The organism is Conyzicola nivalis (assembly GCF_014639655.1).
Lineage (GTDB): Bacteria > Actinomycetota > Actinomycetes > Actinomycetales > Microbacteriaceae > Conyzicola > Conyzicola nivalis.
Genome location: NZ_BMGB01000001.1, coordinates 2,129,589 through 2,143,076, shown reverse-complemented (window position 1 = coordinate 2,143,076; position 13,488 = coordinate 2,129,589). Strand labels below are relative to the sequence as shown.

General features: G+C 67.6%; 12 protein-coding genes. 8 read left to right on the top strand and 4 right to left on the bottom strand.

Annotation, left to right across the window (positions count from 1 at the left end):
• The first annotated feature begins 2 nt into the window (after nucleotides 1-2).
• From IEV96_RS10575 to ccsB, 3 genes are read left to right on the top strand one after another with little or no spacing between them, the layout of a single operon-like run.
• Entirely contained in the window at nucleotides 3-743 is a 741-nt protein-coding gene (locus tag IEV96_RS10575) for a cytochrome c biogenesis CcdA family protein (RefSeq protein ID WP_188510562.1), read from the top strand.
• Nucleotides 721-2,349 (top strand): cytochrome c biogenesis protein ResB, encoded by a 1,629-nt coding sequence (gene resB / locus IEV96_RS10570; RefSeq protein ID WP_188510561.1) that lies wholly within the window; start codon nucleotides 721-723, stop codon nucleotides 2,347-2,349. Before IEV96_RS10575 ends, resB begins: the two co-directional genes overlap by 23 nt.
• Nucleotides 2,346-3,311 (top strand): c-type cytochrome biogenesis protein CcsB, encoded by a 966-nt coding sequence (ccsB, locus tag IEV96_RS10565; protein ID WP_229733231.1) that lies wholly within the window; start codon nucleotides 2,346-2,348, stop codon nucleotides 3,309-3,311. The genes resB and ccsB overlap by 4 nt, the downstream gene beginning before the upstream one ends.
• Nucleotides 3,312-3,328: 17 nt before the next feature.
• On the opposite strand, the gene IEV96_RS10560 is transcribed toward ccsB, so the two are convergent.
• Nucleotides 3,329-4,309, bottom strand: coding sequence for an o-succinylbenzoate synthase (locus IEV96_RS10560; protein WP_188510560.1), 981 nt, complete (start codon nucleotides 4,307-4,309; stop codon nucleotides 3,329-3,331).
• A 211-nt stretch (nucleotides 4,310-4,520) separates the two neighbouring features.
• Here IEV96_RS10560 and IEV96_RS10555 point away from each other — a divergent pair, with 211 nt between their 5' ends.
• The 5 genes from IEV96_RS10555 to IEV96_RS10535 all read left to right on the top strand — a co-directional run bounded on the left by IEV96_RS10555 (nucleotide 4,521) and on the right by IEV96_RS10535 (nucleotide 12,515).
• The gene (locus IEV96_RS10555; protein ID WP_188510559.1) at nucleotides 4,521-9,896 is read left to right on the top strand and encodes a discoidin domain-containing protein; all 5,376 of its coding nucleotides are present in this window, start codon (nucleotides 4,521-4,523) and stop codon (nucleotides 9,894-9,896) included.
• 134 nt (nucleotides 9,897-10,030) lie between these two features.
• A complete protein-coding gene (locus IEV96_RS10550) occupies nucleotides 10,031-10,363 on the top strand; it encodes a DUF6616 family protein (RefSeq protein ID WP_188510558.1) in 333 nt (110 codons plus the stop codon).
• Nucleotides 10,360-10,845 (top strand): cupin domain-containing protein, encoded by a 486-nt coding sequence (locus IEV96_RS10545; protein ID WP_188510557.1) that lies wholly within the window; start codon nucleotides 10,360-10,362, stop codon nucleotides 10,843-10,845. The genes IEV96_RS10550 and IEV96_RS10545 overlap by 4 nt, the downstream gene beginning before the upstream one ends.
• A gap of 33 nt (nucleotides 10,846-10,878) precedes the next feature.
• Entirely contained in the window at nucleotides 10,879-11,598 is a 720-nt protein-coding gene (locus tag IEV96_RS10540) for an MBL fold metallo-hydrolase (protein ID WP_188510556.1), read from the top strand.
• Nucleotides 11,598-12,515 (top strand): pyridoxal-phosphate dependent enzyme, encoded by a 918-nt coding sequence (locus IEV96_RS10535; protein WP_188510555.1) that lies wholly within the window; start codon nucleotides 11,598-11,600, stop codon nucleotides 12,513-12,515. The genes IEV96_RS10540 and IEV96_RS10535 overlap by 1 nt, the downstream gene beginning before the upstream one ends.
• Before the next feature lie 11 nt (nucleotides 12,516-12,526).
• On the opposite strand, the gene IEV96_RS10530 is transcribed toward IEV96_RS10535, so the two are convergent.
• Genes IEV96_RS10530 through IEV96_RS10520 form a run of 3 tightly spaced genes read right to left on the bottom strand, consistent with a single transcriptional unit; the run spans nucleotide 12,527 to nucleotide 13,487 of the window.
• Nucleotides 12,527-12,754 (bottom strand): PLDc N-terminal domain-containing protein, encoded by a 228-nt coding sequence (locus IEV96_RS10530; protein WP_229733229.1) that lies wholly within the window; start codon nucleotides 12,752-12,754, stop codon nucleotides 12,527-12,529.
• Nucleotides 12,751-12,972: a PLDc N-terminal domain-containing protein gene (locus IEV96_RS10525; protein ID WP_188510553.1), complete on the bottom strand. Its 222-nt coding sequence runs from the start codon at nucleotides 12,970-12,972 to the stop codon at nucleotides 12,751-12,753. The genes IEV96_RS10530 and IEV96_RS10525 overlap by 4 nt, the downstream gene beginning before the upstream one ends.
• 20 nt (nucleotides 12,973-12,992) lie before the next feature.
• Nucleotides 12,993-13,487 (bottom strand): nuclear transport factor 2 family protein, encoded by a 495-nt coding sequence (locus IEV96_RS10520; protein WP_188510552.1) that lies wholly within the window; start codon nucleotides 13,485-13,487, stop codon nucleotides 12,993-12,995.
• Nucleotide 13,488: the final 1 nt, after the last annotated feature.

Below are 13,488 nucleotides of genomic sequence, written 5' to 3'. Positions count from 1 at the left end.
CGATGCCAGGAGTCGGTGAGCTCGTCGGCGACGGGCAACTCGTCATAGCGCTGCCCATCGCACTGCTCGCCGGACTGCTGTCGTTCCTCTCGCCCTGCATCCTGCCGCTCGTTCCCGGGTATCTCGGCTACGTCGGCGGCCTGAGCGGCACCGGTGGTCGACGCGACCGTTCCCGCCTCGTGATCGGCGTCTCGCTTTTCGTGCTCGGATTCACCCTCGTCTTCGTCGCCACCAACGCGGCGTTCGGGGCCGTCGGCACCTGGCTCATCGTCTACAGCGACACCATCACCCGCTTCGCCGGCGTGTTCGTGATCCTGCTCGGTCTGGTGTTCATCGGCCAGTTCACGTTCCTGCAGCGCAGCTTCAAACCCTCCTGGACGCCGGCGACCGGCCTCGCCGGAGCGCCCCTGCTCGGAATCCTGTTCGGCCTCGGCTGGACCCCGTGCCTCGGCCCGACGCTCGCCGCCATCACGGCGATCAGCCTCTCCGGCGGCTCGGCCTGGCAGGGCGTCATCCTCGGCATCGTCTATTCGCTCGGCCTCGGCATCCCGTTCGTGCTCGTCGCCTTCGGCTTCGGCTGGGTGACCACCTCCGTCGCCTGGATCAAGAAGCGCATCCGCGTCGTCAACATCGTCGGCGGCTCGCTGTTGGTCATCGTCGGCGTGCTGATGGTGTCAGGCTTGTGGTCGCTCTGGATGAGCGAGTTAGGAGCGGTGATCAATGTCTTCGTCACGCCCCTCTGACCACATCGACTCTCCCGAGCCCGGCGATTCGGCGATAGCCCAGCCGAAGCTCGGCGTCGTCGGCTACCTGCGGTTCTTCTGGCGCCAGCTCACCAGCATGCGCACCGCGCTCTTCCTTCTGCTGCTGCTCGCGTTCGCCGCGATCCCCGGCTCGCTCGTCGCCCAGCGCTCGAGCGACCCGAACGGTGTCATCCAGTACAAGGTCGACCACCCCGACCTCTACCCGATCCTCGACTCCCTGCAGGTGTTCAACACCTACACCTCGGTGTGGTTCTCGTCGATCTACCTGCTGCTGTTCGTGTCGCTCATCGGGTGCATCATCCCGCGCAGCATCCACCACTACCGCGCACTGCGTTCGCGTCCGCCGAAGACGCCGGCGCGCCTCAACCGCCTCGCGGGCCATACCTCGGTCGCGAGCGAGACGGATGCCGCATCCGCAATCGACAGCGCCCGCGCGCAGCTCAAGAAGCTCGGCTATCGAACCGAGCTGTATCCCTCCACTTCGACAGGCTCAGGGACCGGCACGCACAGCGTCAGCGCCGAGCGCGGTTACCTGCGCGAGACCGGCAACCTGGTATTCCATACGGCGCTCGTGGGCATCCTCGTGTCGGTCGCGATCGGCGGCAGCTTCGGTTACAGCGGCCAGCGCGTGGTCGTCGAGGGGCAGAAGTTCGTCAACGTGCTCGGCGACTACGACTCGTTCAACCCGGGCCGGTTCTTCGAGAGCGACTTCCTCGAGCCGTACCGCATCAGTCTCGACAAGTTCGAGGCCACCTACGAGCTGGAGAACACGCAGGCTATCGGACAGGCCACCGACTACTCCGCCTACGTCACGACGACCACGCCCGACGGTGACGAGCAGGACGCCAACATCAAGGTGAACGAGCCTCTCGCGATCGGCGGCACCGACGTGTTCCTGCTCGGCAACGGCTACGCCCCGACGCTCGTGATCCGCGACCCCGAGGGAACCGTGGTCTGGGAGGACTCGACGCCGTTCCTCCCACAGGATGCGCACCTCACCTCGCTCGGCGTCATCAAGGTGCCCGACGGCCTGGCCGAACAGGTCGGGCTCGTCGGCTTCTTCTACCCGACCGCCGCCAAGCTGCCGAGCGGGGCGCTCACCTCGGGCTTCCCCGAACTGCTCGACCCGCTGCTCACGCTGCGCGCGTTCACGGGCGATCTCGGCCTCGACGCCGGCGTACCTCGGTCGGTGTATCAGCTAGCGACCGACGGCATGACCGAGATCGCGGGCAGCAACGCCGACGTGCCCGCCCTCGAGCTGCGGCCCGGGGAGACAGTCGACCTGCCGAACGGCCTCGGCACCATCGAGCTCACCGAGGTAAAGCGGTTCGCTTCGTTCGACATCCACCGCGACCCCTCGCAGGTGTGGGTGCTCACCTTCGCGATCCTCATCCTCGCCGGGCTCTTCACCGGCCTGTTCATCCCGCGCCGCCGCGTCTGGGTGAAGGCCACCGAGAACGCCGACGGCAGCGTGACCGTCGAGTACGCGGGTCTGGCCCGAGGCGAAGACCCCCGCCTCGAGGCGGCCGTGGCCGACATCGCGGCGTCTCATTCGAAACAACTCAGGCTTAAGGTGGAACCGTGACCCTCACTCTAGAGACGATGTCCCTCATCGCGGTGTACTCCGCGATGGTGGTCTACACGTTCGCGTTCATCGCGTTCACGGTCGACCTCGCGCGTCGATCGGCTCCTGCACCCGTTGCCGTCGAGGCTTCGATGTCGCAGTCCGCCGCGTCATCCGCCCGTACGACGCTTCTCGAAAAGCTCGCGACGGATGCGCCCGACGACGGCACGGCGAAGGTGTCGCGCGCGATGCGTTTGGCCATGGGCTTCACCATCCTCGGCTGGGTGCTGCACGTCGTCGCGGTGGTGCTGCGCGGTCTCGCCGCCGGCTACGCGCCGTGGTCGAACATGTACGGCTTCGCGATCACCGCGACGGCCATCATCGTCGGGGTCTTCCTGCTGGTGCAGTTCTGGCAGGACCTGAAGTTCCTCGGCGCCTACATCGTGGGGTTCTGCCTCGCGTTCCTCGGCCTCGCCACCGTCAACTTCTACGTGGCCGTGGCCCCGCAGCCGCCCGCACTGCAGTCGGCCTGGCTCGTCATCCACGTGTTCGTGGCTATTCTCGGCACCGCGTTCTTCGCCCTCGGCGGCGGGCTGTCGGTCGTTCAGCTCCTCCAGTCACGCCGCGAGGCTCGAGGCGGCGAGGGCATGAAGTTCCTCGCCACCCTGCCGAACGCCGAAAAGCTCGAGAACCTCGCCTACCGGCTCATCCTCGTCGGCTTCGTGTTCTGGACCTTCACGCTCATCGCCGGCGCCGTCTGGGCGGAGCGCGCGTGGGGCCGCTACTGGGGCTGGGACACCAAGGAGGTCTGGACGTTCATCATCTGGACCATCTTCGCCGGCTACATCCACGCGCGGGCAACGCGCGGCTGGCGCGGCAGCCGGTCGGCCTGGCTCGCGATCATCGGCTTCGCGGCCGTGATGTTCAACTTCACCGTGGTCAACCTCTTCTTCAAGGGCCTGCACGCGTACAGCGGGCTGTAACCCGCGACCTCTGCGACTCAGCCGGCCAAGAGCCGGTAGCAGCGCTCCAGGCGCGCCAGCCACCAGGCCTCGCGCTCGGGCGACGCGGCGTGGTCTTCGAGGACGCCCGCGTCGGGCACCACCCGCCGCACGCCGATCGCGCCGTCGACCGGCACCAGCGGGTCGGTCGCCACGTCGAGCGACAGCAGGTTGACGGTCGCGAGCCCGCAGTCGTAGGGCAGCTCGGGCAGCGCGGCGGCCAGATGCAGCCCCATCGAGATGCCCACCGAGGTCTCCAGCGCGCTCGACACGACGAGCGGCAGACCCGCCTCGCCCGCGATCGCGAGCGCGTCGTGGATGCCGCCGAGCGGCTGCGCCTTGATCACGAGGATGTCCGCGGCCTCCTGCCGGGCGACAAGCAGCGGATCGGCCGCCTTGCGCACGCTCTCGTCGGCGGCGACCGGCACACCCATGTACTTCACCCGCTGCCTGATCTGCCAGAGTTCGTCGACCGTGGCGCACGGCTGCTCCACGTACTCGAGATCGTACTCGGCCAGGGCGTGGATCGCGTGTTCAGCCTCGTCGACGTTCCACCCTCCGTTGGCATCGATGCGGATGCGCCCCTCCGCACCCAGATACTCCCTCGCCGCGGCGACCCTGGCCACGTCGTCCTCGAGCGTCTGGCCGATCTCGGCCACCTTCACCTTGACCGTGCGGCACCCGGCGAACCGGTCGAGCACGTCGGCGACGAGTGACGGCACGACGGCCGGCAATGTGGCGTTCACCCGCACGCTGTCGCGCAGCAGCGGGGGAGCGGCGTTCCAGCCGAAGTCGAGCGCGGCGCTGAGCCATGCGGCGGCTTCCTCATCGCCGTACTCGACGAAGGGCGAGAACTCGGTCCAGCCCTGCGGTCCCTCGAACAGAACCACCTCCCGGGTCTCGATGCCCCGGAAGCGCTGCCGCAACGGGATCGATACCACTCGGGCGGTGTGGAGGATGTCCGTCAGCGTTGCCAGCATGGCTACAGTCTTGCAAGGTTCGGCCGTCGGCGGGCGAAACGGTCGCCGCACCGCGGCGCCGCGGGAGCAAGATGAAGCCGAAATGACATTTCAGCGAAACTACTGATGCCACGGCCGCGGGCGTCGGGCATTCTGCCAATATTGCTCGGGCTAGTCGCACCAAACCGGGCGGTGATCCACGCCCCGTCCCTTCACGTTCCAAGAAAGAACCATGATCCGACCCTCCTCGCGGGCGCGCCTGCGCGCGACCGCTGTCGTCGTTGCCGCAGCCATGGCCGCCCTCACACTCACCGCTACGGCCCCCGCAGCATCGGGCGCCACAGCCGCCGCGGTCCCGAACGCTTCGACGCCCGTGCCCGTCGGCGGCGGCTCGTATGCCGCCACCCCGCCGAAGTCGCTCGACCGCCCGGGGCGTGACGTCACCGGCGTGGTGAACAAGAAGCTCTACATCGACTCGTCGATGAGCGGTGAGCCGGTTCCGACCAACAAGTGGTGGTCCGACCTGATCGTGAACAAATTCTCCGGCAACCTCTGGGCCGACCCGTTCGTCGTGTCGAATACCGAGCTGGGCACACGCATCGCCTACCCGACGGAGTGGAACAAGGACGGCAGCAGCATGCTCGACAACTCCGCGATCCAGGTGCAGGGCAGCGTGCCGCCACAGCCCGACGCTTCTGACATCGACATGGCCGGCTTCGACGGCCCCGCCTTCGACGCCGGCTGGACCTCGACGGGCGACGCGTTCGCCGCACCGAGCAACGGCACAGCCAAGGGCCAGACCACCGTCGAGAAGTACCTCGGCAAGGGATTGGTCAACTCCTTCACCTCGGAGAAGGGCGACCAGGCCGAGGGTACGCTCACCTCTCCCGAATTCACCGTCGACCGCGACTTCATCGCCCTAATGGTCGGCGGCGGAAACCACCCCGGCCAGACGGAGGTGCGCCTCGTGATCGACGGTAAGACCGTCGCCTCCGCCACCGGAGAACAGTCCGAGATCCTGCGGTGGGTCTCGTGGGACGTCACGGCATACGCGGGCCAGACCGCCACAATCCAGGTGGTGGACGACATGCCGGCGGGCTGGGCCCACGTGCTCGTCGACCAGATCGTGCGCACCGATGTGCCGGCAGGCATCGCCGACCGTTTCGGTACGGCGTTCCGTGCCACCCAGGCCGACGCGCTGCGGTGGGGAGACTGGAACGTGAGCTGGCGGATGCACCAGTCCGCGACCCAGTTCATGGATGTCTCCATCGCCCGCGGCACGCCCTACACCTGGTTCGAGTTCGAGAACGTGGTGCCCAAGATCTCCGTGGGCGCCGGTGCCACCTTCGCCGCGGCCGACGGATCACCGCTGAAGTTTCCCGCAACCGTCGACGCCTTCACCATCACGCAGGACGACCGCAGCTTCGGAGTACACGCGCCGACCGGCAGTTCGTTCGATCTCGTCGGCAATTCCATCGAGGCCACGCTGACCGCCGACTACCTCGTCGTGAGCGCCCTTCCCGCGAGCGGAGCCGACCTCGACGCCATGTCGAAGCACGCCTTCGCGATCCCGCGCGACACGACCATGGAGTACACCTACAGCGCCGACAAGGCCGAAGTGGTCGAGACCTACGATGTCGAGACCGAGGCATTGCAGGGCGCCGATCTCGACACGATCCAGGGTTGGCTGCCCCACACCTACAACAGCACGACCACCAACATCGACTTCGCCAAGCCCACCTACGTGACTCCGCGTGGGGTCATGAAGACGGCTGTCGGGCATGGCGGCTGGACGGTGACCTACCCGTTCACCGGCATCACCCCCGTCGCACCCGCGCCGCAGAAGACCGGCGGCGCAAACGAGTATGACGTGGCCGCGATGAAGAAATTCGTCAGCAGCTATGCCAAGCGCACCGAGTACGGCGGAGACACCTACTGGGGTGGCAAAGACGTTCTGCAGTTCGCCGAGTACATGACCATGGCCAAGCAGATCGGCGACGACGCGTCGTACGAGACGCTCAAGGGCACGCTCAAGACCGCGCTCAACGACTGGTTCACCTACACGCCGGGCGAGAATGAGAAGTTCTTCACCCGGTACGACACCTGGAAGGCCCTGGTCGGTTTCGGTGACTCCTACGGTTCCCTCGAGTTCACCGACAACCACTTCCACTACGGCTACTTCACCCTCGCGGCGGGCCTCCTTGCCTTCGAGGACCCCGAGTGGGCGGCGCAGTTCGGCCCGATGGCAACCCTCGTGGCCAAGCAGTACGCGAACTGGGACAGGGACGACAAAAACTTCCCCTACCTACGCACCTTCGACGTGTTCGAGGGACATTCCTACGCCGGTGGTTACAGTTCGACGAACGGAAACAACCAGGAATCGAGCTCCGAGGCGATCCAGTCGTGGGCCGGCATCTTCATGCTCGGCTCCGCGCTGGGCAACACCGAGATGCAAGCGACCGGCGCGATGGGCTACGTCACCGAACGCGCCGCGGTCATGGACTACTACCTCGACTACAACGGCAATCCGGATGCCGCCGACGGCACGGGTGTCGGAGTATTCCCGGACGCGTATGCTCACAGCACCACCGGCATCCTCTTCGACTCCGGACAGGCCTTCGCCACCTACTTCAACGGCGACCCCGCCTGGATCTTCGGCATCCAGTGGATGCCGACCGGTCCGTGGCTGAACTACCTCGGGTGGGACCGCCAGTTCTCGAAGAGCCTGCTGAACGACATGTTCGACGAACGCCCCGCCTCGAACGGCGCGTTCGTCAAGGGTGATATCGGCGGCGTGCTCGGGCTCGCCGCGAAGCAGATGGCCGGTGTCGGTACCTCCTACGGCGCGGTCGTCACGAAGAGCCCGACCGATTCGGTCAACACGCTGAAGGACGCCGTTCGCAAGGCGTATCTCAACAACCCGGGCTACACGAGCGCCAAGGTGGCAGCGAACCCGCTCTTCAATTCCGCCACCGGCGAGCTGTACTTCACCGTCGACGCGAACGGGCAGCTGGTCTTCCCCGCCGAGCACTGGACACCGGAAACCCTGCCGGCCGTCTTCGCCCCGGCGGTACCGCCGATAGACAAGCCCGACAGCGACCCGAAGGAGTGGGCCACCGGCTGGAAGCTGTTCTCCTACCTCTCCACCGATTACGTGGCCGACCAAGCCGTGCAGCAGAAGATCCACAACTACGACGTGTCCGGCTATGAAAGCGGCGTCGACACCGCGCAGGCGGCCGGCGTCTACAGCCGCATGGGAGACGCGCTCGGCAACGTGGTGCTCGGCTTGACCGCGCAGAGCGATCCCGACTTCTACGCTGAGATGTACGCCGAACTGTCGAAGACAAAGGATCCCGTCGTCACGAGCGACTCGATGGCCGGGGCGGTCTATTACAACGCGATGGCGAACCGCTCACTCGGCAGCGAGATCCTCACCCGCCACGTGGCCACCCCGACAAGTCAGGTGTATTACAACGCCGAGACGAAGGTCTACAGCTACGTGGTGTTCAACGGCACCGACGCGCAGGCCGGCTACAAGGTCTACGAGGGCGACACCGTGATCGGAACCATCCAGGTGCCGGCGCACACCACGGTGCAGCACCACCTCGACGCGAAGCTCGACCACATCGTCGTCACCACCCCGGACTCGGCCAAGACCGTGCAGCGCGGAGACTCGCGCGGGTTCACGGCCGTCGGCTATGACCAGTACGGAGCGACCATCCCGCTCGACGACCTGAAGTGGTCGGTCGACGGGGGTGGCTCGATCGACGCGTCCGGTACGTTCTCGGCCACGAAGAACGCCGACCCGGTCACCGTCACGGCGACGAACGGCGCGACGACGGCGAGCTACGAGCTGCGCGTGGCGCCTCGGCCGGTGCTATCGAGCCTCTCGGTTTCGCCCGAGTTCGCGCGCGTCACCTCCGGCCAGTCGACCACGTTCGCGGCGACCGGACTCGACCAGTACGGCGACCCGATCGAATCGGGCCCCGTCAGCTGGAAAACCACGGCCGAGGGCAGCATCGACGACGCCGGAAAGCTCACGACCAGCGCTACGGGCGCGGGCTATGTGACCGCCTCGGCGGGTGCCGCATCGGGAACCGCGGTCGTGGCGGTAATCGCCGCGGCGACCGACATCGCGCGGGGTAAACCGGTCGTCGCCTCGACCACCAACGGCGCCAACACTGCGAAGGCAGCGGTCGACGGCTCGTCGGCCACGCGTTGGGAGAGCAAGCACGGTGCGGGCGAGCAGTGGCTGCGCGTCGATCTCGGCAAGCAGTACGACATCTCCTCGGTTCACATCAACTGGGAGGACGCGGCGGCCGCGAAGTACGAGATCCAGGTCTCGGATGATACGGACGGCCCCTGGACGACCGTGAAGACGGTATCGAAGGCCGCCCCCACGATCGACGACGTGGCCGTGGAAGCCACCGGCCGATACGTGCGGATCCTCGGGCTCGAACGCCTCACCGGCTACGGCTACTCGATCTGGGACCTCGGCGTGACCGGCACCCTGTCGACCTCCGCGATCGACACGAGCGAACTGCTGGTCACCCCGCAGAACCCGGCGGTCGTGAGCGGTCGCGACGTGAAGTTCGCGGCCTGGGCGTTCGACGGCGCGGGCAACGGCGGCCGGGTCACCGGACCGTGGGCCGCCGAGGGCGGCATGATCGCCGCGGACGGCACCTACACCGCGGGCACTACCGCCGGCCGCTACCCGGTCACCATCGAGTTCGACGGGGTCACGGGTTCGTCCACGGCGACGGTGAGCGCGAACACGCCGGCCGCCGAGCCCGAGCAGCCCGGGGAGCCCACGCCGCGCGAACTCGCCAACGTAGCATCCGGCAAAAAGGCTTCGGCGTCGTCTACCGAGAACTCGAGCACACCGGCCCGATTCGCGGTCGACGCCTCGGCGACGTCGCGGTGGTCGAGCGCTGCCAGCGACGGCGCTTGGATCGAGGTCGACCTCGGGTCGACGGCATCGATCGAGCGCATCGACCTCGACTGGGAGGCGGCGTACGGCCGGAAGTACCTGCTGCAGACGCGCGACTCGGAGAACGACGACTGGAACACGGCGGTAACCGAGAACGCCGGCGACGGTGGGAACGACAGCCACGTCGTCGATGTCCGCGCCCGGTTCGTTCGGATGAAGGGCGTCGAGCGGGCCACGCAATACGGCTACTCGCTGTTCGACATCTCGGTCTGGTCGGCAGACGGCACCGTCGTCGCCAAGAACCTCGCAGAGGGCGCCTCGGCGACCTCGACGAGCGACGAAGCCCCGGGAACGAAGGCGGGGAACGCCGTCGACGGCCACGCTTCCTCCCGATGGTCGAGCAAGGCGAGCGACGACCAGTCGATCACCGTCGACCTCGGCGCCCAGCACAAGGTGAAGACCGTTGCCGTGAACTGGGAGGGCGCCTACGCGGCGGAGTACCTGATCCAAGGCTCGGCGAGCGCGACCGGACCGTTCACGACGCTCGCGACGCAGAAGGCGGGCGCCGGCGGGCTCGAATCGTTCGACGTGACGGGCGACTACCGCTACATCCGCGTGCAGGGTGTGCACCGGGCGACACCGTACGGCTACTCGATTTTCGAGATCACCGTCAACTGACCGGTATGCCGGAGGCGCGCAACCGCGCCTCCGGCATACCGGTAGAACCACCTATTCCGGGTCCGCGAAAGGGACTCTAGCCTCGTCAGGAGACGCCCGCCCCGGGCGGCCACCCACTCTGACGGAAGACAAAAATGTACACAGTTGTCGAACACTGGACCCCTACGCAGCTCTTCATCGAAGCATCCGCCCAGGAACGCGAAAGCCTCTTCGGGAAGGTGGGAGCGGCCATGCCCCAGCTGCAGGCCGCGGGTGTGACGTGCCTCGGGTGGGGCCGCGCGCAGGCGGCGCCGAACTCGACCGAGCACGACTGGATCGCCGTCTGGCAGATGACCTCGACCGCGGCCGTCGCCGAGTTCTTCGAAGCCGTGGCGGCCGCCGGCTGGTACGACTACTTCGACCAGGTCAACACCCTCAGCGAGCTCGTGCCGGTTCCGGATGCGCTCGGACAACTGATGAGCGTATGAGCGGACTCGCCGCCCAGCGGGCTACCTGGCTCGCGGGCGCGCTCGTCGAGGAACGACTCGGAGGCTCGGCGACGGGCGACGCCCTCGCGGTGCTCGAGCACACGGTGCACCTCGGGTATAACAGCCCCATGCACCGGCACACCGATGACGACGTGACCTTCGTCGTCATAGACGGCCACGTGGAACTCACCATCGATGGCGAGCTCCACGTCGCCGGTGCCGGATCCGCCTTCTGGTTGGCCCGGCGTTCGGTGCACGGATTCGTCGTCGCCAGCCCGCGGGCCAGGTTCCTGACCCTGCACAGCCCGGCCGGTTCCGACCGGTTCGTCACGGAAGCCGGGTGGCCCGCGTTGATCGTCGACGGAGAGCGCGAGCCCCACCAGCCCGATACCGTCGTGCAACGGAGCCCCGACCGACTGGCGAAAATCGCGGCGAAGTACGGAATCGAGATCGTCGGGCCGCCGCCGACTCTCCGCGCCTGATCCGGTAACGACAAGACAACCAGGAGCACACAGATGACCCGTTCCATCCGCTCGATCAACCCAGCCGCCGACGGCGTTTTCTTCGTCGAGGGGCCGGCGTCCAACTGGGTCGTGCTCGTCGGCGACGGGCGTTCCGCGCTCATCGACGCCGGCTACCCGGCCGACCTGCCGCTGGTCGAAGATTCCCTCCGAGACGTCGCCGGCGATGTTCCGCTCGAGGCGATCGTGGTCACCCACGGTCACTCGGACCACATCGGTTCGGCCAATGCCCTCGTCGCGTCGCACCCCGGTGTACGCGTGTTCGCGGGAGCCGACGAACTGCCCAACGTGCGGCGCGAAGTCCTCCACCAGGTCGGCGTGCCCGACCTGGTGCCGCAACTGCTCAAGCCGAGATTCGTCTCGTGGGCCGTCCATGCCGTTCGCGCGGGCGGGCTGGGCGACGTGGGAGTCCAGCAGGTGGAGGCGGTGCCCGCCAGCATGACGATTGCCGGCCATCGCATCCGCGCGGTCACCACGCCCGGCCACACGCCCGGCCACACGCTCTACGAGCTACCCGACGCTCACGCCGTCGCACTCGGCGACAGCCTCGTGACCGGACACGCGGTGTCCCGCCGCGAGGGCCTCCAGACCCTGCACCCGATGTTCCATCACGACGCGGTCGCTGCCGAGTCGGCGGGTGCGACACTCGCCCGGACGTACTCTGGATGGACCCTCATGCCCGGACACGGAGCGATTCGGAAGGCAGGAATCTGATGATCCCCATCGACCTCGTGACCGGAGTCACCCCGCTGCACGCCGCTCCACGACTCGCACTGCGGCTCGGTCTCGGTGCCGGCGACCTCCTGGTGAAGCGCGACGACCTCATCGGCCTCGGCGGCGGCGGAAACAAGGTGCGCAAGCTGCAGTACACCTGCGCTGAGGCGATCGGCGGGTCCGCCACGGTCTTGGTGACCACCGGGGCGCCGCAGAGCAATCACGCGCGCCTCACCGCGGCAGCGGCGGCCAGGCTCGGGCTTCGCGCCGTGCTGGTGCTAGAGGGGGCGGAACCGCCGCAGGTGCAAGGCAATCTGCTCCTCGAAAAGTACCTGGGGGCATCCGTCGTCTGGGCGGGCGACGACGACCTCGCGGCGGCGGCGGCAGGTGTCGTCGCCGCGCTCGCCGCCGATGGAGAACGCCCCTACCTCATCCCGTTCGGCGGCACGAGCGCTCACAGCGCCGAAGGCTACGCGGACGCGGCCCGAGAGCTGCTCGGACAACTCCCCGAACCAGACCACGTCGTGGTCGCCGTCGGGTCGGGAGGCACGATGGCCGGCCTCGTGAAGGTGCTGGGCGCAAAGCGGGTGTTGGGAGTCGATTGCGGGGCCGTCGATGACGCACGCGGGACCGTCGCCGACCTGCTCCGCGGCATGGGCTCAGCGGTCGCTCCGGAGGAACTCAGAATCGACGGGAACCAGATCGGACGTGGCTACGCACGTCTCGAGCCGGCGACGCGCGCGGCCATGACGGAGTTCGCCCAGGCCGAGGGGATACTGCTCGATCCGACCTATACCGGGAGAGCCGGCGCTGGACTGATCAGTGCCGTGCGGTCGGGAGAGATCCGCCCGGGAGAGCGCACCGTCTTCTTGCACACGGGCGGTCTCCCGGGGCTATTCGGCCACCCGGAGGCGTGAACGGCCGCCCGCTACAACGGGTCGCTCCCGGTCGCCCGGGGCGAGAAGTGCGGTCGTCCCCATGCGAACCACGCCACCGATCCCACGACGGGGAATACCAGCACGGCAGCGATCCACAGCCCGCGCGCGGCAGGCGCGATCGACAGGCGACCCGAGCTCAAGCTGGCCAACGCGGTTACCCAGCCGGCGATGCCGACCGCGACGGTCGCGACAATGACCAGTGTGTGCAACATGTTCATTTCGATTCTCCTCGTGCGATGAGCCAGATGAGCGAACCCGCGATGGGCAGTACGAACGCGGCGCCCGCCCACACGAGACGCGCCGGCGGCACGGTCCGCCGCCGGCGCGGGCGCATGGCGAGCAGGCCGGCGATGATCCGGTCTACGGGGTGGTCGAAATCGACCATGGCGTCGTCGCCGAGCGACATCTCGTGCCACATCTCGACGTCCGAGACCACGGTCGAATCCCGATCCACGGCTAGTTGACGGCGGCGAGCAGAACGGTCGGATCGCCCTGCATCCACAGGCAGTCCATCTCGAACCTGGTGACGCGGAGGCCGTCTGCGGTCGACCGGACGGAAAACGTCCACGTGTTCCCCATCAGGGCGTGCCGGGCGGCGGCCGGGTCTGGTCCTTCGCCGGGGAGGAAGTGCTGCGCGAGGGCATAGGCCTCGATGCGGTAGCCGTCGTCGTGCGAGCGGTAGGTCGCATTGCCGACGAGGTGCATCGTGTCGAGTGGTCCGACGGCGCCGATCATGTTGGCGATCACCGTGTCCTTACCGCTGAGGACGGGGAACTCGAGACCGATCTTCGTGGTCGCGGGCGTGAGGTCAACGACGACATCGTCGGCCAGCAAGCTGCGCAGCACGTCGGCATCGCCGGTGTCGAGAGCCCGCGCCCAAGCGAGCGGGACCCCGACGAGGGTGCGTTCGACTTCGGCGGAGAGATCGGAGGTAGTGGGAAGGGTAGTCATG